Raw genomic sequence first — 18527 nt, 5'->3', positions numbered from 1 at the left:
CCTTAATCAATGCCACGCCGTCTTTAATTACTTGTGATTATGAAGGATATATCAGTACTCTGTCAATGATAATATATGCATGGACGATAAAAAGTAGACATGAATTATGTGAAAATAATGACAGTGATTTAAAATACATGTAAAATGTTAATTATACATGATAGCTATACTTAGAATCCTGGTTAGCGTATAGAAAGATTTATATAAATATAATTTTCTAAGGTGGAAAAGATTATGGCGAATTGGAATGGAGATATTGCGAAAATTGCTTTGCCCACGCCGTTTGCAGTGGGTGATGTGAATGTTTATGTCGTTAAAGGGGATGCTTTAACATTAATCGATACTGGTGTGAAAACCAAACGTTCAAAGGAAGCCTTGACTAACGGTCTTGGGGATTTAGGTCTGAAACTGACTGATATCGAACAAATCATTTTAACCCATCATCATCCCGATCATGCTGGTGCACTCGATTTCTTTGAAAAGGATATCCCGGTTTATGGACACAAAAATAATCAGCGCTGGCTGACTATCAGTGATGAATTCCTTGAAACCCATAATCGTTTTTTCCTTGATTATGCCAAAAAGTTCGGAGTGGCAGAAGAGCTGAAAAATAAACTGACCCATAACCGCGACGAAATCCGTTTCCTTAGTGAACGGAAGCTGCATGGATATTTAGCTGAGGGGGATGAGCTTCCTGGTCTTCCAGGCTGGAAAGTGATCGAGACTCCAGGGCATGCGCAAAGCCATTTATCTTTTTACCGGGAAAGTGACGGGGTCATGATCGCTGGCGATCACTTGCTTGCCAAGATTTCACCTAATCCATTAATGGAACCACCTTTACTCCCTGGAGGCATGAGGCCTCGTCCGTTACTGCAATATAATGCATCACTTCAAAAATTATTGGATTTCCCCATATCCACTGTTTACTCAGGACATGGATCTGAAGTGGCAGGAGATGAAGTTGCAGACTTGATTCAATATAGATTCGATCGGCAGCATAACCGTGCCATGCAGGTGAAAAGCATGCTCCAAGATAAGCCTTTATCTGTCTTTGAAGTGTGTCAGCAGTTATTTCCGAAAGTATACCTTCAGGAAGTGGGCCTCACACTTTCGGAAACGGTCGGTCAGCTGGACTATTTAGAAGACTTGGGTGAAGTCCAAACAGAAATCCAATCAGGGGTCATTCTGTATTCAATCGCTTAATGTTCGAAGGAGGCCGCTTTTTTTGAATAAGTTACAAGGTAAAGTTATTGTTATTACCGGTGCTTCCGGAGGGATTGGCAAGGAAGTTGCCATTCAAAGTGCAAAACAGGGAGGCCGTCTCGTCCTCTTGGCCAGAAGCATGGATAAATTACTGCTACTAAAGAATGAACTGATCACCCAATATGGGATTGATGCATATGCCTATAAGCTTGATGTTGCAGACACTGATCAGGTGACAAATGTTTTTAATGACATCCATGAGCAAATAGGTGAAGTGGATGTGTTGGTCAACAATGCTGGTTTCGGCACGTTTAAAGAAGCGCAGGATACGGAATTAAATGAAACGAAAGCAATGTTTGCTGTCAACGTCATTGGCTTAATGGCCTGCACAAAGCTGGTTCTGCCGTATATGAAGCAGAGAAAATCGGGGCATATCATCAATATCGCTTCACAGGCCGGTAAAATCGCCACTCCTAAATCAACATTGTACTCTTCTACCAAGTTCGCAGTTCTTGGCTATTCAAACGCACTTCGGCTCGAACTGATGGAAGATCATGTTTTTGTGACCACAGTCAATCCTGGCCCTATAGAAACGAATTTCTTTAACATTGCGGATGAATCAGGTACATACTTAAAGAACGTTGAAAAATTCATGCTTAAGCCTGGAGATGTCGCTGCTAAAATCGTAGCGGCGATGCTGACCAACAAGAGGGAAATCAATCTCCCTGGCTGGATGAATTTAGCTGGGAAATGGTATAACATGTTTCCGAAGATCACCGAAACATTAGGAAAAAAAGCATTTTTTAAAAAGTAGGCTAGTCTTTCGATCCCAGACGAAAAATGGTCCAATAATAGGTAAAGGGGAATGTCGATGACATTCCCCTTTTGAATTAAGCGAAGTTATCATATGAATGGGTAACTTTTTCATGGGGAATCCGTCTATTTCTATTAGGAGGGATTTTCATGAAGATGATTGTAAACCTTTATATATATTTATTCGTCGCCTTTATACTGGGCAGCTGTCAATCCCCCGATTGGAACATGGATGAATCCATTGATAAAGGGGAAGAAGGTTTCATTACGGATCTTGACGATAAGAGGATTTTGATTAAAGGGACGTACTATAAGGTGACCAATGATACATATATTCAAGATCAACATGGTAATGACCTCGATTATTCCGAACTGGAAATCGGGATGAAAGTGAAACCATGGCACCGGGGCGGGGTGAAGAAATCATTTCCTGGGAAAGCGGAAGCTGAATTGATTCTTGTTTTGACGGATGAAAACAGCTTAGCCGAACAAAGGGCGGTCATTGCTGCTCTCGATCATGTCAGCAAAGCGGAAAGTCAGCGATTCATGGTTCTCGAAGTCGTCCATTTACCCTCAGAGCATGTTTATAATATCGAAATGATGAATCGTTCCAACTTGGATTCTTCATTCATTGTGACAGTTGAGGATGTAACGGATGAAATATTATATATAAAATAAAACAGCCGGACTGAATCACTTTGAAATTCTGTCCGGCTGTTTGTCCTGGATTTTATAAAGTTTTCGCACCTAAATATTTTGGTTTCCAATAAGAATTATCCATATCCGTAATGGTTATTCCTTTAGAAGACGTAGCACTAATGAATTGGCCATTTCCGATATAGATCCCAACATGGGATACTCCTGTTCTTCCAGAAGAAGTATCAAAGAATACAAGATCACCTTTAGCTGGTGAAGATACTTTTAAACCTGTATTGGAATAGAGCAAGGATGTTGTACGCGGTAAGGTAATTCCTTGAGATTTCTGGAATACGTAATAGACGAAGCCTGAGCAGTCAAATCCAGTCGGTGTTGTTCCGCCCCATTTGTAGGGTTTGCCTATTAAGGTTTTTGCATAGCTGATCAAGCTAGTATTATTGACATTATAAACACCAAGCGCATTAAATGTGCCTCGGCCAGCAATTCCATCAACAGTCAACCCTTTGGCTTTTTGGAATTTTTTTACTGCAGATACAGAATAGGTGCCGTAATATGTAGTCAGTGAACCTGAATATGTGAAATAACCTTTGGTTTTTAATAGTTGTTGTAGTTGTTTGACATCACTATGTGTCATTCCGGGTCTGAGGGTTTGGTCTCCAATATTGGCAAAGGCTTGCAGTGGGGTTAGCATCATGGCAGATGCAACAGCAGCTGAAGCGATCCATTTCTTCATAATTTTCATTTCCTCTCTATCTATCTCTCTATTATTTCTTAACAATATTATCCTACAATACCATTATGACAAATAGACATAATTTTGGTTACAGTTTCATTACAAAAAATGAGCATTAAGACTGACTTCCAAGTAGACGAAAGTCTGTTGAAAAGGGTGGGGGAATTTTAAAAAACCGAGCATATGGACCTACTTAAAATTATTCAAGCTACCAATTAATCTTTTTCAAAAAAACAATTTGGATATTCAGTTTAAATTTGGTATTTTATCCATTTTTAGTATCTATTATATTTTTCAAGGAAATTACAATAAAAAGTAGAAATTTGTATGAAAACTTCCATTGAATAAGAACGTATATTCGGTTAAAGTTATGAATATAATAAAGCGAACGTATATTCTTGTTAGGGTGAAGAAATGATGGATTATGGGACGATGCCGAAACAATCAATTATGTGTATCGATATGAAAAGTTTTTATGCAAGCTGTTCAGCGGTCATGCTTGGTCTGGACCCGCTTGATTGTTATTTGGCGGTGGTTGGTGATTTGGAGAGGACAGGGAGCATTGTGCTCGCGGCTTCTCCAAAGATGAAGAAGGAATTTGGCATCAAGACAGGTTCGCGGATGTTTGAAATCCCGAATGACCCGAGGATTGTCGTCGTTGAACCTAAAATGGCGACTTATTTAAGGGTTTCGACGGAAATCACCCGCTTGTTCAACCGTTATGTGCCAAAAGAAGCGATTCACGTATATAGTGTGGACGAAAGTTTTGTGAAAGTCGATGGTGCTGCTTCTTTATGGGGAGATGCCCGCATGATAGCTGAAAAGATAAAAGATGAAATTGAACGGGAATTACAGCTCCCCTGTGCCATTGGAATTGGACCGAATATGCTCATGGCAAAACTTTGCCTTGATTTGGAAGCCAAACATAAAGGGATTGCGGAATGGAAGTATGAGGATGTGCCAAGCAAACTTTGGCCGATTTCTCCGCTTCGTGAAATGTGGGGGATCGGCAGGCGCGTAGAAAAAACCCTTCATGGAATGGGTATATTTACGGTTGGGCAGCTTGCCAATTATGATCTTGAATTACTTGAAGCGAAGTTTGGAATTATGGGCAATCAGCTTTACCACCATGCCTGGGGAATAGATTTATCCGATATGGGGGCAGCGATCATCGAAGGGCAGGTCAGCTTCGGCAAAAGTCAAATCCTGCTGCGGGATTATAAGGATGAGCATGAGGTAAAGCAGGTCATGCTGGAAATTTGCGAAGAAGTTGGAAGAAGGGCACGCACCCATCGTAAGGCAGGAAGAACGGTGAGCCTAGGCATTGGTTACAGCAAGGATGAGTTTGGCGGAGGTTTCCATCGTTCGCGTTCGATTAACGAACCGACCAACATCACGATGGAGTTATATAAAGTTTGCCTGGAGCTTTTCCATGAGAACTATAAGCAAAAAACGGTTCGAAGCATAGAGGTCAGACTCTCGAATATTGTGGATGATAATGAAATGCAGCTGACTTTATTTGATGCTTCGCGCTGGAAGAAGCGGGAATTGAGTTACACGGTTGATCGAATCCGCCACAAATATGGAGCCAAATCGTTATTGCGTGCCGTTTCGTATACAGAAGCAGGTACAGCCGTATACCGAAGCAAGCTGCTTGGTGGGCATAAGGCGTAAGGCTGACTTTGAAAGGAGGGAAAAGAAATGATTCGTGATCGCGGCCGTATCAAATGGACATCGATGATGTTGCCGGAACATGTGAAGATGCTCCGTGATTGGGCGGTGGAGGATGGCTATGAAACGAAGCGCATCCTGGATGAACAGCAACTGGAAGAAATGAATGCGGTAATGGGGGAAGCGATGGAGGAAAGAAAGGATGTCACGATTGCTCATTATGAAGGAAACCGGTATCAGCTGTTAATCGGCAGGATCCATTATTATAATGAGCTCACCCAAAAGCTTCATATCGTTGACCGGTTTGAGCAGGCTCACTATATCAGGCTTTCCGATATAGCGGATGTAAGGATAATGGAATGATGAGCGGAAGGGCTGTTCCCCAAGGGACAGCCTTTCATTTTCGAAACGGCATCATGTTGTTAGAACGGTCCATGAGGAAAGTGATTTCCGCGAGGGCAGATCTTGTATATGGAAGCAGGCAGTTTCTTTAACAGAAACGTTTTTATCGTTTATAATGGGGGAATGCAAAGACATCGGGAGGCAGCAATCATGTATATTGAATGGACGGAAACAGCGGCTGGGAAAATAGCCGGTAAGGTACAGGGACAAGAAGGATATTTACAGTTGAAATATGATACTGATGGCTGCGGCTGCGTGGTAAGTGGTGTGACGGCGCTATGGTGGGTCAACGAACCTGAAGAAGGTACCGAAAAAGTGGAAACGAACGGAATTCCGCTATATGTTGAGAAATCAAAAATGATTTTTCTTGATGAAGTCATGAAAATAGATTTTGTTCCGGAAGCGAACAGCTTTCAATTAAAAAGTCCGAATCAAATCTTAAATCCGAGGATGAGCTTTTTTAATAAAATCTAACTAAAGCAAAAGAGGGGATCGTGGACACCCTCTCTTTTCTTCTCAGACAAGTTTTTTTAGAAACTGATCGATTTGATCTTCGTATTCTTTTGGATTTTCATTATAAGATTGAGCGTGGGCCCCTTTTTTAGCGATGTACAGCTGTTTTGGGCCCTCTTTTGCTGCATATAATTCCGCTGTCATGGAAGCGGGAATGAAACTGTCATTTTCACTATGGATGAAGAGCACGGGTTTTAGGATATTTTTCATATAATCGATTGGGGACACTTCATTGGTCCAATATCCGTCACGGAGTTTGATGAACGTACGCCCGAGCGGAAATACGGTCCAAGAAGGAAATGGGACTTCATGCTTGAGCTTGTGTTTGATCTGATCCTCGAAGTTTGAAAATGGACAGTCGGCAATGTAAAAATCAGCACCATCTTCAAGCATTCCGGCATATAAAAGCAGGGTTACGGCCCCCATGGATTCTCCATGAATGCCAATATGAAGGTCGGGCCCTTTACGTCTTTTCAATTCATCGATTACGGCCTTCAGGTCGAATTTTTCATAATGTCCATAACTGCTCGTCTTGCCACCGGAATCCCCATGCCGGCGGTGGTCATAAATGATCGCATTGAAGCCCCGCTTAAGAAAAATGTTCATGTACTTAATCGAATTGACTTTGTTCTCCGTCACACCATGAGAAATGACCACCCACTTTTTGGTGTCATGGGGTTCGATAAACAAGCATTTCAAGGAATATCCGGATGGTGACGATACCCAAATTTCCGATTTAGGCAGATTATCAAAATCCTCCGTGATCAGGCGTTTAGCCATGATTTCACGATTTTGGATAAAATCATCTTCCTTCTTTTTCATATACATGATCCGATTGGAAAAATAAAGGCCGACGCCGATGATATACGCTAGGATTCCAGCCAGTGTAAACCACCATTTCTTCATGAAAGGACCTCCTCGAATGATTTTCTTTATTTTACCATGAGGGAAATGGGAAAACACTGTTTGAAAACCATGATGAGGAAAACGGCAGTCGTGATATAATTATTTCATAAATGGCCAGGAGGTTTTAAGGATGAAAAAGAAACAGCCGCGAAAACAAAGTCAAAGCAAAAACCAAGATAAAGATTCATCTTCATTGAAACTCGGTGATATGATCAATCAAGATATCATGTCCCAGCTTCGTCAAAAGCAAAAAGAACTTAATGAGGCTGAACAAGAGAAAAGGGAAGCGGAAGAAGAAAAAAAACGTGAAGAAAGAAAGCAGCGGGAAAAGAATAAATCATTCGAAGAACTATTGGGTGAAAGCAATCTGAACTGGAAGAACTATAAATAGAACAGGGAGCAGTTAAAATTTTAAAAGGGCTGGCTCCCTTTTTCTGTTCAGGAATTCCTTTATTTTATAAAGTATAACGATTATATTAAAGATAAGTTCGAAATGCTTTCATATCGGATGGACTACTATTAGCTGGTGATGGGATGCAAAATAAAATAGAAAAAGTGCTGGAAGACCAATTATGTTTCCTGCTTTATGCAAGTTCGCGGGAAATGACGAAGAAATATAAACCGTTGCTTGATAAACTTGAAGTGACATATCCTCAATATCTTGTTCTGCTTCTATTATGGGAACAGGATACACTTACAGTAAAAAAACTTGGGGAGCTCCTTGCCCTCGACTCAGGAACGCTTACCCCCATGTTGAAACGAATGGAGCAGAATGGCTTGATTGTCCGTGAACGTTCCACTGAAGATGAACGGTCTGTCATGATTAAGCTGACGGAAAAGGGACTTGGTTTACAGGCAGAGGCCTGTTTCATTCCCGATCGCATTTCGGCAATGTCGGGTGAGGATAAGAAGGTGGTCGAGGATTTAAAAGCTTCACTGCTCCAACTATTGAAAACTTTACAGCAATTTTAGCAAAGAAAAGACGCTTGGGGTTCCCCAAGCGTCTATTTGTCGGATTTAATCTACATCTATTTCAAAGGCGACGTCCACATTGCCGTTGATTGCTTTTGAATAAGGACACATTTGATGCGCTTTATGAACAAGGGTTTCGAATGTCTCCTTGTCGACCCCGGATCCCTTCACAGCCAAAGTTATAGCCAAGCTGTACTGATGCATCTCACCCATCAATAGACTGACGCTTGCGGTGACTTTTGAATCGAAAGAAACGCGTTCAATTTTACCAACTGATTGCAAAGCACTATCAAAACATGCAGCATATCCAGCTGCAAAAAGCTGTTCCGGATTAGATGCTTCAGGCATCTGTTTAGCCCTTGGTGTTCCAGGCATCGCAATATCAACCGTGAAGTTGCCGTCAGCAGAAATTGCCGTTCCTTCTCTTCCGCCATCGACTGTTACAGACGTTGTAAATAATGTTTTTGTCATCATTTTTTCTCCCTTATCTTTTTTTATTTTTGATTGTGCACAACTGAATTGTACAACATTAATTTTAGGATGTCCAATGATAAGTTTAAAACCGTTAAATGGGTTTTGGAAGGAATTAGAATGATCGGAAACTTGAAGTTGGGTAAAGAAGGCGAAAAAAAGATGGAACGGAAAAAGGCTGACTATCCCGTTGGTTAAACGGAGATAGAGCAGCCTAAAGGTTTGTCCTGACATTTCTTTTTTAATTCCGGTGACTTTCATATTTGTTCACTTTGGTCAACCGCTTCAGGATATCCAACTCGGTTGTGGACAGTGAAGGGCTGTTGGCAGCTTGGCAGTTATCACGTAGCTGCTGTACTGAGCTTGCTCCTGGAACAACGGTAGCTACGCTTTGATGGGACAATACATATTGAAGTGCCGTTTCATTCAACTTCCTATCGGAAAGTTTGTCCTTTATTTGCGGAAGCAAATCTTTAAGTTCGTGATAGCTATAGTCAAGGTATCCATCCTCATTTGCCTTTTCAAGCATTTTTTCACTGAGCAGCCCTTTGGCAAGGGGCCCACGGGCGATCACGCTGATCTGTTTGTTGGCTAAAAGGGACAGCCACTCTTCTGGGCGGCGGTCGAGCAGATTAAACTGCATCATCACGGAATCAAGCTCAGACTTTTCAGTGAATTCCTTGATGACATTCGGACGAATCGAGGAAATTCCATAATATCGGATATAGCCTTCTTTTTTTAAATCTTCAAATGCTTCTACCGTTTCTTCGATATTGTCTGAAAGGGTGCCGCCATGTAACTGATATAGGTCAATATAATCAGTCCCCAATCGCTTTAAGCTATCTTTTACTGCCGTTTTAATATGAGCGCCGGATGGATCCCAGCTCCAGGAATCTTTATTTTCATTCCAGCGGTTTCCGACCTTGGTGGCTATGTATACCTTATCGCGGACCGATTTTAAATTCTTTCCGACGATTTCTTCATTCATACCGAAATCATATAAATCGGCCGTATCGAAATAATTGATTCCTTCATTTAAAGCGGCCTGTATGATTTCGGATGCCTGATTTTCAACAGTCCCCAGTGACATGCATCCAAGCCCGATTTCAGAAACTAGCAAGTCAGAATTTCCTAGTCTGCGTTTTTTCATGTTATCCACTCCCTTTACATTCATTGTAAAGGAGAAATCCATTTCACTCAAAGAATTCACTTGATCCGTTTTAAAGGAGTGGGTGGCACCTGATCGTGAATGTCGGCAATCCAATCATTGACATAAACATATTGATTTTGTAATTGCTTTAGTTTTTGAATAATTTCCCAGCTCTTTCCGGATAAAGTAACGCTTTTTTCCAATACGTAAACTTTCATTAAATCGCCCTCCATCTCTATTATGGTAAAATGTATGAGGAATCATGCTGCAATTAGAACAGAGGAGTGGTCACGATGAAAAAATTTGAAGAAAAAACGCTGTCTTCGGAAAAAATCTTCACAGGAAAAGTAATCAGCCTGCAAGTGGATGATGTAGAGCTTCCTGATGGGAAAACGGGTAAACGTGAAATAATCAAGCATCCGGGAGCCGTTGCCGTCATAGCTCTCACGTCAGAAAATAAAATCATCATGGTTGAACAGTACCGTAAAGCGCTGGAAAGAAGCTTGGTGGAAATCCCTGCAGGGAAGCTTGAAAAAGGCGAAGAACCGGTTCTGTCGGCTAAACGGGAGCTGGAAGAGGAAACAGGTTATGAATGTGAAAAAATGGAGCACATCATATCCTTCTATACATCCCCAGGTTTCGCCGATGAATTGGTCCACCTGTATGTGGCCCACAATTTGAAAAAGAAAGAAAATGCGGCACCGCTGGATGAAGATGAATTTGTCGAAATGCTGGAACTCACGCTGGAGGAAGCTCAAACTTATATGGATGAAGGGAAGATCCAGGATGCTAAAACGGCATATGCAGTTCAGTATCTGCAGTTGAAAAAGGCGATGACATCATAAATGAAAGAGTTTTACGCTGACCTGCATATCCATATAGGCAGAACGAGAAGCGGAAGGGCCGTGAAAATAACAGGTGCTAAAACGTTAACCTTCAGCAATGTGCTGCAAGTGGCAAGTGAAAGGAAGGGCCTTGATCTAATCGGGATAATCGATTGTCATTCTCCTGAAATTATCGAAGAGATTGAAGCGGGGATTCTTGATGGCGAAATCACGGAAAAGACTGAAGGCGGACTTCAATACAAGAATACAACCATCATTCCGGGCTCGGAGATTGAAATTTATGATCAAAATTGTAATGGACCGATCCATGTTCTCGCCTATTTTCCCACTTTAAAAGCGATGAAGGAATTCTCCTCATGGATGAGCGGACATGTTAAAAATATCACCTTGAGCTCCCAAAGGATTTATTGTGATGGAAGAACGCTGCAAAAAATCGTGAAGTCACTGGGCGGCCTGTTTATCCCGGCACATGTTTTCACCCCATTTAAAAGCTTATATGGAAAAGGGGTGCGATCCAGTCTGACTGAAGTATTCGATCCGGAGCTAATTGATGCCATCGAGCTTGGTTTAAGTTCGGATACAGAAATGGTCAAGGATATCGAGGAGTTGGACTCCTATGTATTCGTAACAAATTCCGATGCGCATTCGCTTGGGAAAATCGCTCGTGAATATCAAAAAGTCCTGCTTGAAGAACCAAGTTTCAATGAGCTGGCAAAAGCCCTTAAAGAAACAGGGAATCGCAAGGTGACCGTTAATTATGGATTGAACCCCTTATTGGGAAAGTATCATCAAACCGTATGTTCAGGGTGCTTACATCAGGTATTGAGGGATAGTGAACAATGTCCTGAGTGTGGTAATAAATCCATTATTAAAGGGGTATCGGCCAGGATTGAAGAACTCTCCGTTTCCGGGATGGACAGAAGAGACGGAAAGGAAAGGCCGCCGTATATCCATCAAGTGCCACTCGACTTCATCCCGGGACTCGGACCTAAATCCATGGAAAAACTGCTGGTGGCATTTGGAACAGAGATGAATATCCTTCATGAAGTTACGCTTGAACAGCTAATGGAAATCGTTCCTGAAAAATTGGCGGTCTACATCGATTCTGCCAGAAAAGGGACGCTTTCTTTTGAAGTGGGGGGCGGAGGAAAGTACGGAAAGGTCAAAAAGGAATTAACCTGAAAAAAGTCCTGACAGATGAGATCTGTCAGGATTTTTTTAATTTGTTGTTTTTGCATAAATGGAGGTGTCCCGCACTTCCATGCCGTCTGCACTAAGGCAGTCATTACGCAAAATTCCTTCAAGGGTGAACCCCAGCTTCTCGGGAATCCGTTTGCTGGCAATATTATTAGGGTCACAGCGGATTTCGACCCGTTTTGCACCGTAATGGTAAAAGGCGAATTTAGTTAACTTTTCCACTGTCTCCGTTATGTAGCCCAGTTTACTGAATCTCGTATCAATCCAATAGCCAATTTCGAATTTAGGAATATCCCAGTTGATTCGGTGCAGACCAGTGGAGCCGATGAATTGATCGTCTTCTTTCCTATAAATATGGAGTCTGATATCCTCTTTTAAAATAAAGTCCGCAAAGGCCTTAAGGACGTTCTGTTCAGAAGTTTCCAAAGAAACATCTTGATGGGCAAACGGCAGCCACTGTTTCAATTCAGGTTTAGAATGGACAATGGCTTCGTAAAGGTCCAGGCCATCGCCAGGCTGACAAGGTCTTAGATATAATCGAGGGGTTTCAATTCTTTCGGGAAAATCCATTAATATAGCTTTCATATCCTGCCTCCATCTCATTAATGTGGAAAATTATAACATAAATTAGGTTCAATGTGTTCGGCTGAAGGGGAAAGTTTTCTTAGCATAAATGAAAGAGTGAAAACATAGATTCTAGTAAGCGGAGTTGGGAGGATGAAAGATGAAAAAAAAATCTGTCGTACAAAATGCCGTAATGAAACATATTAACGAACATTCCTCATTATATGTCTTTATCACTGTGCTTTTTTTGATGGGTGTCATTTTTGGGGCAATATTGGTGAATAGTTTGAGCTTTACCCAAAAGGAAGACTTGTTCTATTATTTATCGCAATTTTTCGGACAAGTATCCAAAGGTGAATTTGCATCTTCGCATGATATGTTCAGCCAAAGTATTATGCATAATATAAAATATATCGGGGTCATCTGGATTCTCGGAATATCGGTCATCGGTTTGCCTGTCATCCTGGTTTTGTTATTTATAAAAGGGATGGTCGTTGGATTCACGGTCGGCTTTTTAGTCAATCAAATGGGATGGAGCGGGTTCTTATTATCGTTTGTCGCTATTCTGCCCCAAAATATATTCATCGTCCCGATATTCATCGTAATAACCGTCCTTGCCGTTTCACTATCCATGAAAATGATCAGCCGGATTTTCCTTAAGCAGATTCGTGAGCCGCTGAAGCCGATAATTTCACGGTATATTTTCTCATTGGTTTTGTCAGGGTTATTCTTGATTACGGCTGCTGCATTTGAAGCGTACCTATCCCCTTCTTTAATGAAAAATGTCGTAAGTTTATTGGGTCATTGATGGATATATACCGTTCCCGCAAATTTTTTTATCATTAACAAGAAATCTATTTTGACAGTTTTCCCTCTTTTGATATAATGGATAAGATAGCGGCGCGGGAGGGAATATTAGGTATGGAAATAGAAAACAGAATTGATAGGATAAAAAAGCAGTTACACTCGTCCAGCTACAAATTAACGCCTCAGCGAGAAGCGACCGTCCGCGTTTTACTTGAGCATGAAGAGGATCATTTAAGCGCAGAAGACGTTTACCTCCTTGTCAAAGAAAAGTCGCCGGAAATTGGATTGGCAACAGTTTACCGTACGCTAGAGTTGCTGACTGAATTGAAAATAGTAGATAAAATTAACTTTGGAGACGGGGTTTCCCGTTATGATTTAAGACAAGAAGGAGCTGCGCATTTCCATCATCATCTTGTTTGTGTGGAATGTGGTGCGGTAGATGAAATCCAGGAAGACCTACTTGAAGACGTAGAAGACATTGTGGAACGCGACTGGAACTTCAAGATAAAAGACCATAGATTAACCTTTCATGGCATTTGTCATCGATGTCATGACAAAGAAGAAAATTAAGGTGAATGAAGACGGACCTTTTCCATTTAATGGAGAAGGTTTTCTGCATTTTAATAGCTGGTTTTCTCAAGTAAGAGCTGTTTTTGTTTTCTCTCCTTTCCGAAATACGTATAAAACTTGTCCTGTTGGGCATAGATTGATACAAAGGGTCGAATGGGAGGGGAAAGGATGAAAACATCATTATCGCTTATTTTGCACACGGCTAAAGTGATGATTCTCTTTGTTAGCTTCACTGTTCTTTTTTATATAGGAATGGTATGGTTAAATCAGGAATATCAAAGTTATCATCGTTATGATGAACCGAAAGGCATGGCTGTAAAAGTATCGAAGGCTGTTGATACGGGTGATGATGCATGGCTTGAACGCCTAATGTTGTTTTATTTAAACGGGGAGTAATGAATATGGAGAATCAAATTAGGGATTTCATTCATTTTTTAACCATTGAAAAAGGACTTGCCAAGAATACGCTCGTCTCGTATGAGCGTGACTTAAGATCATATTGGAGCTTTCTGAAAGATGTTGAAACCATTGAAGATTGGAATGATTCGCGGCGGGTGAACATCCTGCATTTTCTCGTGCAGTTAAAGGATCAAGGGAAGTCATCGAAGACGGTGGCGCGTCATATAGCTTCCATTCGGTCTTTTCATCAATTTCTTCTAAGGGAAAGAGTAACAAATCAGGATCCGTCCATACATATAGAAACGCCAAAACCGGAACGAAGCCTTCCAAAGGTATTAAGCATGGAAGAGGTTGAAGCACTATTGGAAGCCCCGAAGAAAATGGATGAATTCGGCTTACGCGATAAGGCAATGCTCGAACTGATGTATGCGACGGGTATGCGTGTCAGTGAGTTGATATCCATGGATGTGAGTGATGTCCATGCATCGATGGGTTTTGTCCGTTGTGTAGGGAAAGGAAATAAAGAGAGGATCATTCCGATTGGACAAACTGCATTGGGTGCGATTGAACATTATTTGGAAAGTTCCCGGGGGAAAATGGCCAGCCCCAAGCACAGGACAGATTCGCTTTTTTTGAATCATCATGGAAACAGGCTGACAAGGCAGGGATTTTGGAAGATTCTAAAAAAACTTGTAAAATCCGCACAAATTGAAAAAGAAATTACACCACATACACTGAGACATTCTTTCGCGACACATCTATTGATGAATGGGGCTGATTTACGTGCCGTCCAAGAAATGCTTGGTCATGCGGATATTTCGACAACTCAAATTTATACACATATTACGAACGTACGGATCAAGGATGTCTATTCAAAATTCCATCCGCGAGCTTAAAGGATTAATAGAATGATAGAAAGGTTGTGAATTTAACTGCAAGGCAGTTGAAGGAGCAGCCTTTTCTGTGTCGGCGAGACGGCTATAAGGGATGCTGATGATTCTAACGCACATCTTATGGCACTTTGTTTCATTCCGAAATATATTATTTGTCTCCATCATGGTAATCGTTTACAATGTAGAGAGGTCAGACTTCTGACGTTCTTGCGATTTCATTTAAATGAAGAGTAACTGAGCAGAATAAGGGTATTATAGAGAGTATAAAAAGTGATTTACTATTTTAGGAGGAATGACTCATGAAAGGGAATTCAGCATTTAAACGAATATTTGTAATAGTTATGGATTCAGTTGGGATTGGCGAAGCACCTGATGCAGATTTATTCGGCGATAAAGGTGCGGATACACTCGGCCATATCGCAGAAAAAATGAACGGATTGAACATGCCGACTCTCGCAAAATTGGGTTTAGGCAATATCCGTGAAATCAAGGGAATTGAAAAAGCTCAGCAACCTCTCGCATACTATACGAAAATGAAGGAAGCCTCTACAGGAAAAGATACGATGACTGGACATTGGGAAATCATGGGGTTGAATATATCGACTCCATTCCGTGTATTTCCAGATGGTTTCCCGGAATTATTAGTCAATGAACTCGAGGCGAAAATGGGTCGGGGAATTATTGGGAATGTCCCGGCGAGCGGCACGGAAATCATTGAGAGGCTTGGCGAGGAACATATGAAAACGGGTGCGCTGATTGTATATACATCAGCTGATTCCGTATTACAGATTGCTGCACATGAAGATATCGTCCCGATAGACGAATTATACAAGATTTGTGAAATTGCCCGTGAAGTGACAATGGCTGATGAGTTCAAGGTTGGACGCGTTATTGCCAGACCGTTCACTGGTGAACCAGGCAACTTCAAAAGAACGCCTAACCGTCATGATTATGCATTGAAACCGTTCGATCGGACAGTAATGGATGAATTGAAAGATTCTGGATATGATGTCCTTGCAATCGGGAAGATCTCGGATATCTTTGATGGGGAAGGTGTCACTGAATCATTAAGGACCGTATCCAATATGGATGGAATGGATAAATTAATCCAAACGGTAGAACAGGATTTCAAAGGGTTAAGTTTCCTTAATCTAGTCGACTTCGATGCTTTATACGGTCACCGCCGCGACCCAGAGGGATACGGAAAGGCATTGGAAGAATTCGATGCCCGTATGCCTGAAGTCCTTGATAAACTGAAAGAGGATGATTTATTGATCATCACTGCCGATCACGGGAATGATCCGGTCCATGAAGGAACTGATCACACACGTGAATATGTACCATTGTTAGTCTATTCCAAACGATTTACAGAAGGTGCCGAACTCCCGATAAGAGATACATTTGCAGATATTGGGGCGACGGTCGCTGCTAATTTTGATGTGAAAATGCCTGCCTTCGGAAAAAGTATATTGGGCGATCTAAATTTAGGGGAGAATAAATAGATGTTTAATAAAATAGAGACAGCTGCGTCATTCATAAAAAGTAAAATTGAAGGCTCTCCGGAGATAGGACTGATTCTTGGTTCCGGACTTGGAGTATTGGCGGATGAAATTGAAAATCCGATAACGATTCCTTACCACGAAATCCCGGAATTCCCAGTATCGACTGTTGAAGGACACGCTGGACAGCTTGTCATTGGACAATTAAGTGGCAAAAAGGTTGTCGCGATGCAAGGACGTTTCCACTTTTATGAGGGTTACTCCATGGAGAAGGTCACTTTCCCTGTCCGTGTAATGAAACTTCTTGGTGTTGAACAGTTAATCGTAACGAATGCTGCCGGAAGCGTTAATGAAAGCTATCAACCAGGTGACTTGATGCTCATTACGGATCATATTAATTTAATGGGGGCAAACCCATTGATTGGTCCTAATGAAGAGCGTTTCGGCCCTAGATTCCCTGATATGTCGGAAGCTTATAATAAAGACCTTCGGACGCAAGCAAAAAAAATAGCAGCTTCACTAGGATTGGATATTAAAGAAGGTGTCTATATCGGTAATACAGGACCGACCTATGAGACACCGGCAGAAGTGAAAATGGCAAGGATCCTTGGCGGGGATGCAGTTGGTATGTCGACAGTCCCGGAAGTTATCGTAGCAAGGCATAGCGGAATGAAGGTGCTCGGAATCTCATGCCTTACCAATATGGCCGCAGGCATTCTGGATCAGCCTTTGTCACATGAAGAGGTAATTGAAACGACTGAAAAAGTGAAAAGCAGTTTTCTTGAATTTGTTAAGCAAATCGTTAAAGACATATAAAACGAACCAAAAAAATACAAGTACACCTAAAGAAAATCGGTGTCTTTAAAAAGTGGGGATTCCAATATGAGAATGGTAGACTTAATCGAGAAAAAGCGTGATGGAAAGGCTCTTACTACAGAAGAAATACAGTTCATCATCAATGGGTTTACCGATGGATCGATTCCGGATTACCAAATGAGCGCTTGGTCAATGGCTGTTTATTTTAAAGGCATGAACGAGCAGGAACGTGCTGATCTAACCATGGCAATGGTCGAATCGGGAGATCAAATAGATTTATCGATGATTGAAGGAATTAAGGTCGATAAACATTCAACAGGCGGTGTGGGTGATACCACAACTCTAGTGCTTGGACCATTGGTTGCTGCTGTTGGTGTTCCAGTGGCAAAGATGTCAGGACGCGGTCTTGGCCATACAGGCGGGACGATCGATAAGTTGGAGTCTGTAAAAGGATTTCATGTCGAAATAGAAAATGACGAGTTCATCAGACTTGTCAATAAAAATAAGATAGCTGTCATTGGGCAAAGCGGTAACCTGACTCCGGCCGACAAAAAGTTATATGCATTGCGCGATGTTACGGGTACCGTTAACAGTATCGGTTTGATTGCTGGCTCGATCATGAGTAAGAAAATCGCCGCTGGTGCTGATGCAATCGTACTTGATGTTAAAACGGGAGCGGGCGCTTTCATGAAAACTCTCGAAGATTCCGAAGAATTGGCGCATGCAATGGTTAGCATCGGAAACAATGTGGGACGAAACACGATGGCTGTCATTTCCGATATGAGCCAACCGTTGGGTTACGCAATCGGAAATGCTTTAGAAGTGAAAGAAGCCATCGATACGCTTAAAGGAGAGGGACCAGAAGATTTAACGGAACTTTCTTTAACACTGGGAAGCCATATGGTATACCTTGCCAAAAAGGCAAACTCGCTGGAAGAAGCAAGAACCTTGCTGGAAAATGCGATCAAGGATGGTTCTGCACTTAACTCATTCAAGATTTTCCTGGAAGCGCAGGGAGGCGATGGTTCGGTTGTAGATCAGCCGGAAAAACTACCGCAGGCTGCTCATACTTTCGAGCTGGAAGCGAAAGAGGACGGATATGTATCGGAAATCATCGCTGATGAAGTAGGAACGGCAGCCATGCTGTTAGGCGCCGGGCGGGCGACAAAAGAATCAGAGATTGATTTGGCCGTCGGACTGGTACTTCGTAAAAAAATCGGGGAAACCGTGACAAAAGGTGAATCACTTGTGACGATTTACAGCAATTTTGAAGATGTTACAAAGGTGAAAGAAAAATTGTATGAAAGCATTGCGATTTCAAAAGAGAAAATAGAAAAACCTACATTGATCTATAAAGAGATCATGGAATAAACATTTCCCAAAAAAGGCCGCGCTTTTGAGCGGCCTTTTTACGTTTATCCCATTGAATTCTTAAAAGAGGATGCC

The 18527-nt window shown here is 41.7% G+C and carries 23 protein-coding genes; 17 read left to right on the top strand and 6 right to left on the bottom strand.

The genetic code is table 11. The features are described 5' to 3' along the window. Nucleotides 1-234 precede the first annotated feature (234 nt). The 3 genes from ACJ9PY_RS17050 to ACJ9PY_RS17040 all read left to right on the top strand — a co-directional run bounded on the left by ACJ9PY_RS17050 (nt 235) and on the right by ACJ9PY_RS17040 (nt 2694). Entirely contained in the window at nt 235-1203 is a 969-nt protein-coding gene (locus tag ACJ9PY_RS17050) for an MBL fold metallo-hydrolase (protein WP_145504700.1), read from the top strand. Nucleotides 1204-1225: 22 nt separating this feature from the next. Further along, nucleotides 1226-2017 carry an SDR family NAD(P)-dependent oxidoreductase gene (locus ACJ9PY_RS17045; RefSeq protein WP_095678600.1) on the top strand — a complete coding sequence of 264 codons (792 nt, stop codon included), beginning with the start codon at nt 1226-1228 and terminating at the stop codon, nt 2015-2017. Nucleotides 2018-2166: 149 nt separating this feature from the next. Continuing rightward, a complete protein-coding gene (locus ACJ9PY_RS17040; protein ID WP_063575709.1) occupies nt 2167-2694 on the top strand; it encodes a DUF3221 domain-containing protein in 528 nt (175 codons plus the stop codon). Between the two features lie 52 nt (nt 2695-2746). Here the strand turns inward: ACJ9PY_RS17040 and ACJ9PY_RS17035 are convergent, their stop codons facing one another. Next, nucleotides 2747-3406 (bottom strand): C40 family peptidase, encoded by a 660-nt coding sequence (locus ACJ9PY_RS17035; RefSeq protein WP_063575710.1) that lies wholly within the window; start codon nt 3404-3406, stop codon nt 2747-2749. A gap of 414 nt (nt 3407-3820) precedes the next feature. Between ACJ9PY_RS17035 and ACJ9PY_RS17030 the strand changes: the two genes are divergently transcribed. From ACJ9PY_RS17030 to ACJ9PY_RS17020, 3 genes are all read left to right on the top strand, one after another. Then, the gene (locus tag ACJ9PY_RS17030; RefSeq protein ID WP_057278767.1) at nt 3821-5080 is read left to right on the top strand and encodes a DNA polymerase thumb domain-containing protein; all 1260 of its coding nucleotides are present in this window, start codon (nt 3821-3823) and stop codon (nt 5078-5080) included. Between the two features lie 27 nt (nt 5081-5107). Further along, nucleotides 5108-5440 (top strand): YolD-like family protein, encoded by a 333-nt coding sequence (locus ACJ9PY_RS17025; RefSeq protein WP_034308183.1) that lies wholly within the window; start codon nt 5108-5110, stop codon nt 5438-5440. 189 nt (nt 5441-5629) lie between these two features. After that, a complete protein-coding gene (locus ACJ9PY_RS17020) occupies nt 5630-5953 on the top strand; it encodes an iron-sulfur cluster biosynthesis family protein (protein WP_034308178.1) in 324 nt (107 codons plus the stop codon). Nucleotides 5954-5995: 42 nt separating this feature from the next. Here ACJ9PY_RS17020 and ACJ9PY_RS17015 read toward each other — a convergent pair whose 3' ends face one another. Further along, the gene (locus ACJ9PY_RS17015; protein WP_411738614.1) at nt 5996-6898 is read right to left on the bottom strand and encodes an alpha/beta hydrolase; all 903 of its coding nucleotides are present in this window, start codon (nt 6896-6898) and stop codon (nt 5996-5998) included. Nucleotides 6899-7028: 130 nt separating this feature from the next. On the opposite strand from ACJ9PY_RS17015, the gene ACJ9PY_RS17010 reads away from it, so the two are divergent. Together ACJ9PY_RS17010 and ACJ9PY_RS17005 are read left to right on the top strand one after the other, a co-directional pair. Then, on the top strand, nt 7029-7289 hold the full coding sequence (locus ACJ9PY_RS17010) for a YqkE family protein (RefSeq protein WP_063575712.1): 261 nt from the start codon (nt 7029-7031) through the stop codon (nt 7287-7289). Between the two features lie 143 nt (nt 7290-7432). Then, the gene (locus ACJ9PY_RS17005) at nt 7433-7870 is read left to right on the top strand and encodes a MarR family winged helix-turn-helix transcriptional regulator (protein WP_057278765.1); all 438 of its coding nucleotides are present in this window, start codon (nt 7433-7435) and stop codon (nt 7868-7870) included. Nucleotides 7871-7915: 45 nt separating this feature from the next. On the opposite strand, the gene ACJ9PY_RS17000 is transcribed toward ACJ9PY_RS17005, so the two are convergent. The 3 genes from ACJ9PY_RS17000 to mciZ form a co-directional block, all read right to left on the bottom strand. Continuing rightward, on the bottom strand, nt 7916-8341 hold the full coding sequence (locus tag ACJ9PY_RS17000) for an Ohr family peroxiredoxin (RefSeq protein ID WP_034308168.1): 426 nt from the start codon (nt 8339-8341) through the stop codon (nt 7916-7918). 241 nt (nt 8342-8582) lie between these two features. Further along, nucleotides 8583-9491 carry an aldo/keto reductase gene (locus ACJ9PY_RS16995; RefSeq protein WP_187049719.1) on the bottom strand — a complete coding sequence of 303 codons (909 nt, stop codon included), beginning with the start codon at nt 9489-9491 and terminating at the stop codon, nt 8583-8585. 56 nt (nt 9492-9547) lie between these two features. Then, on the bottom strand, nt 9548-9709 hold the full coding sequence (gene mciZ / locus ACJ9PY_RS16990) for a Z-ring formation inhibitor MciZ (RefSeq protein WP_082854579.1): 162 nt from the start codon (nt 9707-9709) through the stop codon (nt 9548-9550). Between the two features lie 75 nt (nt 9710-9784). Between mciZ and ACJ9PY_RS16985 the strand changes: the two genes are divergently transcribed. Together ACJ9PY_RS16985 and ACJ9PY_RS16980 are read left to right on the top strand one after the other, a co-directional pair. Next, nucleotides 9785-10336, top strand: a complete 552-nt coding sequence (locus ACJ9PY_RS16985; protein WP_034308163.1) for an NUDIX hydrolase — start codon at nt 9785-9787, stop codon at nt 10334-10336. Then, nucleotides 10337-11518, top strand: a complete 1182-nt coding sequence (locus ACJ9PY_RS16980; protein WP_411738613.1) for an endonuclease Q family protein — start codon at nt 10337-10339, stop codon at nt 11516-11518. 36 nt (nt 11519-11554) lie between these two features. On the opposite strand, the gene ACJ9PY_RS16975 is transcribed toward ACJ9PY_RS16980, so the two are convergent. Then, complete coding sequence (locus ACJ9PY_RS16975; RefSeq protein WP_057278762.1) at nt 11555-12118, bottom strand: GNAT family N-acetyltransferase; 564 nt, start codon at nt 12116-12118, stop codon at nt 11555-11557. 139 nt (nt 12119-12257) lie between these two features. Between ACJ9PY_RS16975 and spoIIM the strand changes: the two genes are divergently transcribed. The 7 genes from spoIIM (at nt 12258) to ACJ9PY_RS16940 (ending at nt 18452) form a co-directional block, all read left to right on the top strand. Continuing rightward, nucleotides 12258-12905 carry a stage II sporulation protein M gene (gene spoIIM / locus ACJ9PY_RS16970; protein ID WP_057278761.1) on the top strand — a complete coding sequence of 216 codons (648 nt, stop codon included), beginning with the start codon at nt 12258-12260 and terminating at the stop codon, nt 12903-12905. Between the two features lie 119 nt (nt 12906-13024). After that, nucleotides 13025-13474, top strand: coding sequence for a Fur family transcriptional regulator (locus tag ACJ9PY_RS16965; RefSeq protein ID WP_034311309.1), 450 nt, complete (start codon nt 13025-13027; stop codon nt 13472-13474). A 168-nt stretch (nt 13475-13642) separates the two neighbouring features. Next, a complete protein-coding gene (locus tag ACJ9PY_RS16960; RefSeq protein ID WP_034308153.1) occupies nt 13643-13870 on the top strand; it encodes a YqzK family protein in 228 nt (75 codons plus the stop codon). A gap of 5 nt (nt 13871-13875) precedes the next feature. Continuing rightward, on the top strand, nt 13876-14769 hold the full coding sequence (gene xerD, locus ACJ9PY_RS16955; RefSeq protein WP_034308151.1) for a site-specific tyrosine recombinase XerD: 894 nt from the start codon (nt 13876-13878) through the stop codon (nt 14767-14769). 296 nt (nt 14770-15065) lie between these two features. After that, nucleotides 15066-16268 carry a phosphopentomutase gene (gene deoB / locus ACJ9PY_RS16950; protein ID WP_063575716.1) on the top strand — a complete coding sequence of 401 codons (1203 nt, stop codon included), beginning with the start codon at nt 15066-15068 and terminating at the stop codon, nt 16266-16268. Next, nucleotides 16269-17081 carry a purine-nucleoside phosphorylase gene (locus tag ACJ9PY_RS16945; protein ID WP_048680164.1) on the top strand — a complete coding sequence of 271 codons (813 nt, stop codon included), beginning with the start codon at nt 16269-16271 and terminating at the stop codon, nt 17079-17081. 66 nt (nt 17082-17147) lie between these two features. Further along, entirely contained in the window at nt 17148-18452 is a 1305-nt protein-coding gene (locus ACJ9PY_RS16940) for a pyrimidine-nucleoside phosphorylase (RefSeq protein WP_411738612.1), read from the top strand. Nucleotides 18453-18527 lie beyond the last annotated feature (75 nt).

This window comes from Peribacillus sp. S4, assembly GCF_046715815.1.
GTDB lineage: Bacteria > Bacillota > Bacilli > Bacillales > DSM-1321 > Peribacillus > Peribacillus frigoritolerans.
The sequence above is the reverse complement of the archived record's forward strand: the minus strand, read 5'-3'. Positions and strand labels throughout refer to the sequence as shown.

Excerpts from the sequence above, each read along its gene's own strand:
- ACJ9PY_RS17020 (WP_034308178.1), top strand. The coding sequence starts at position 5,630 with ATGTATATTGAATGGACGGAAACAGCGGCTGGGAAAATAGCCGGTAAG.
- ACJ9PY_RS17040 (WP_063575709.1), top strand. The coding sequence starts at position 2,167 with ATGAAGATGATTGTAAACCTTTATATATATTTATTCGTCGCCTTTATA.
- xerD (WP_034308151.1), top strand. The coding sequence starts at position 13,876 with ATGGAGAATCAAATTAGGGATTTCATTCATTTTTTAACCATTGAAAAA.
- ACJ9PY_RS16975 (WP_057278762.1), bottom strand. The coding sequence starts at position 12,118 with ATGAAAGCTATATTAATGGATTTTCCCGAAAGAATTGAAACCCCTCGA.
- ACJ9PY_RS16945 (WP_048680164.1), top strand. The coding sequence starts at position 16,269 with ATGTTTAATAAAATAGAGACAGCTGCGTCATTCATAAAAAGTAAAATT.
- ACJ9PY_RS17010 (WP_063575712.1), top strand. The coding sequence starts at position 7,029 with ATGAAAAAGAAACAGCCGCGAAAACAAAGTCAAAGCAAAAACCAAGAT.
- ACJ9PY_RS17000 (WP_034308168.1), bottom strand. The coding sequence starts at position 8,341 with ATGACAAAAACATTATTTACAACGTCTGTAACAGTCGATGGCGGAAGA.
- deoB (WP_063575716.1), top strand. The coding sequence starts at position 15,066 with ATGAAAGGGAATTCAGCATTTAAACGAATATTTGTAATAGTTATGGAT.
- ACJ9PY_RS16960 (WP_034308153.1), top strand. The coding sequence starts at position 13,643 with ATGAAAACATCATTATCGCTTATTTTGCACACGGCTAAAGTGATGATT.
- spoIIM (WP_057278761.1), top strand. The coding sequence starts at position 12,258 with ATGAAAAAAAAATCTGTCGTACAAAATGCCGTAATGAAACATATTAAC.
- ACJ9PY_RS16985 (WP_034308163.1), top strand. The coding sequence starts at position 9,785 with ATGAAAAAATTTGAAGAAAAAACGCTGTCTTCGGAAAAAATCTTCACA.
- ACJ9PY_RS17030 (WP_057278767.1), top strand. The coding sequence starts at position 3,821 with ATGATGGATTATGGGACGATGCCGAAACAATCAATTATGTGTATCGAT.
- ACJ9PY_RS16980 (WP_411738613.1), top strand. The coding sequence starts at position 10,337 with ATGAAAGAGTTTTACGCTGACCTGCATATCCATATAGGCAGAACGAGA.
- ACJ9PY_RS17050 (WP_145504700.1), top strand. The coding sequence starts at position 235 with ATGGCGAATTGGAATGGAGATATTGCGAAAATTGCTTTGCCCACGCCG.
- ACJ9PY_RS17005 (WP_057278765.1), top strand. The coding sequence starts at position 7,433 with ATGCAAAATAAAATAGAAAAAGTGCTGGAAGACCAATTATGTTTCCTG.
- ACJ9PY_RS17025 (WP_034308183.1), top strand. The coding sequence starts at position 5,108 with ATGATTCGTGATCGCGGCCGTATCAAATGGACATCGATGATGTTGCCG.
- ACJ9PY_RS16995 (WP_187049719.1), bottom strand. The coding sequence starts at position 9,491 with ATGAAAAAACGCAGACTAGGAAATTCTGACTTGCTAGTTTCTGAAATC.
- ACJ9PY_RS17035 (WP_063575710.1), bottom strand. The coding sequence starts at position 3,406 with ATGAAGAAATGGATCGCTTCAGCTGCTGTTGCATCTGCCATGATGCTA.
- ACJ9PY_RS17015 (WP_411738614.1), bottom strand. The coding sequence starts at position 6,898 with ATGAAGAAATGGTGGTTTACACTGGCTGGAATCCTAGCGTATATCATC.
- ACJ9PY_RS16940 (WP_411738612.1), top strand. The coding sequence starts at position 17,148 with ATGAGAATGGTAGACTTAATCGAGAAAAAGCGTGATGGAAAGGCTCTT.
- mciZ (WP_082854579.1), bottom strand. The coding sequence starts at position 9,709 with ATGAAAGTTTACGTATTGGAAAAAAGCGTTACTTTATCCGGAAAGAGC.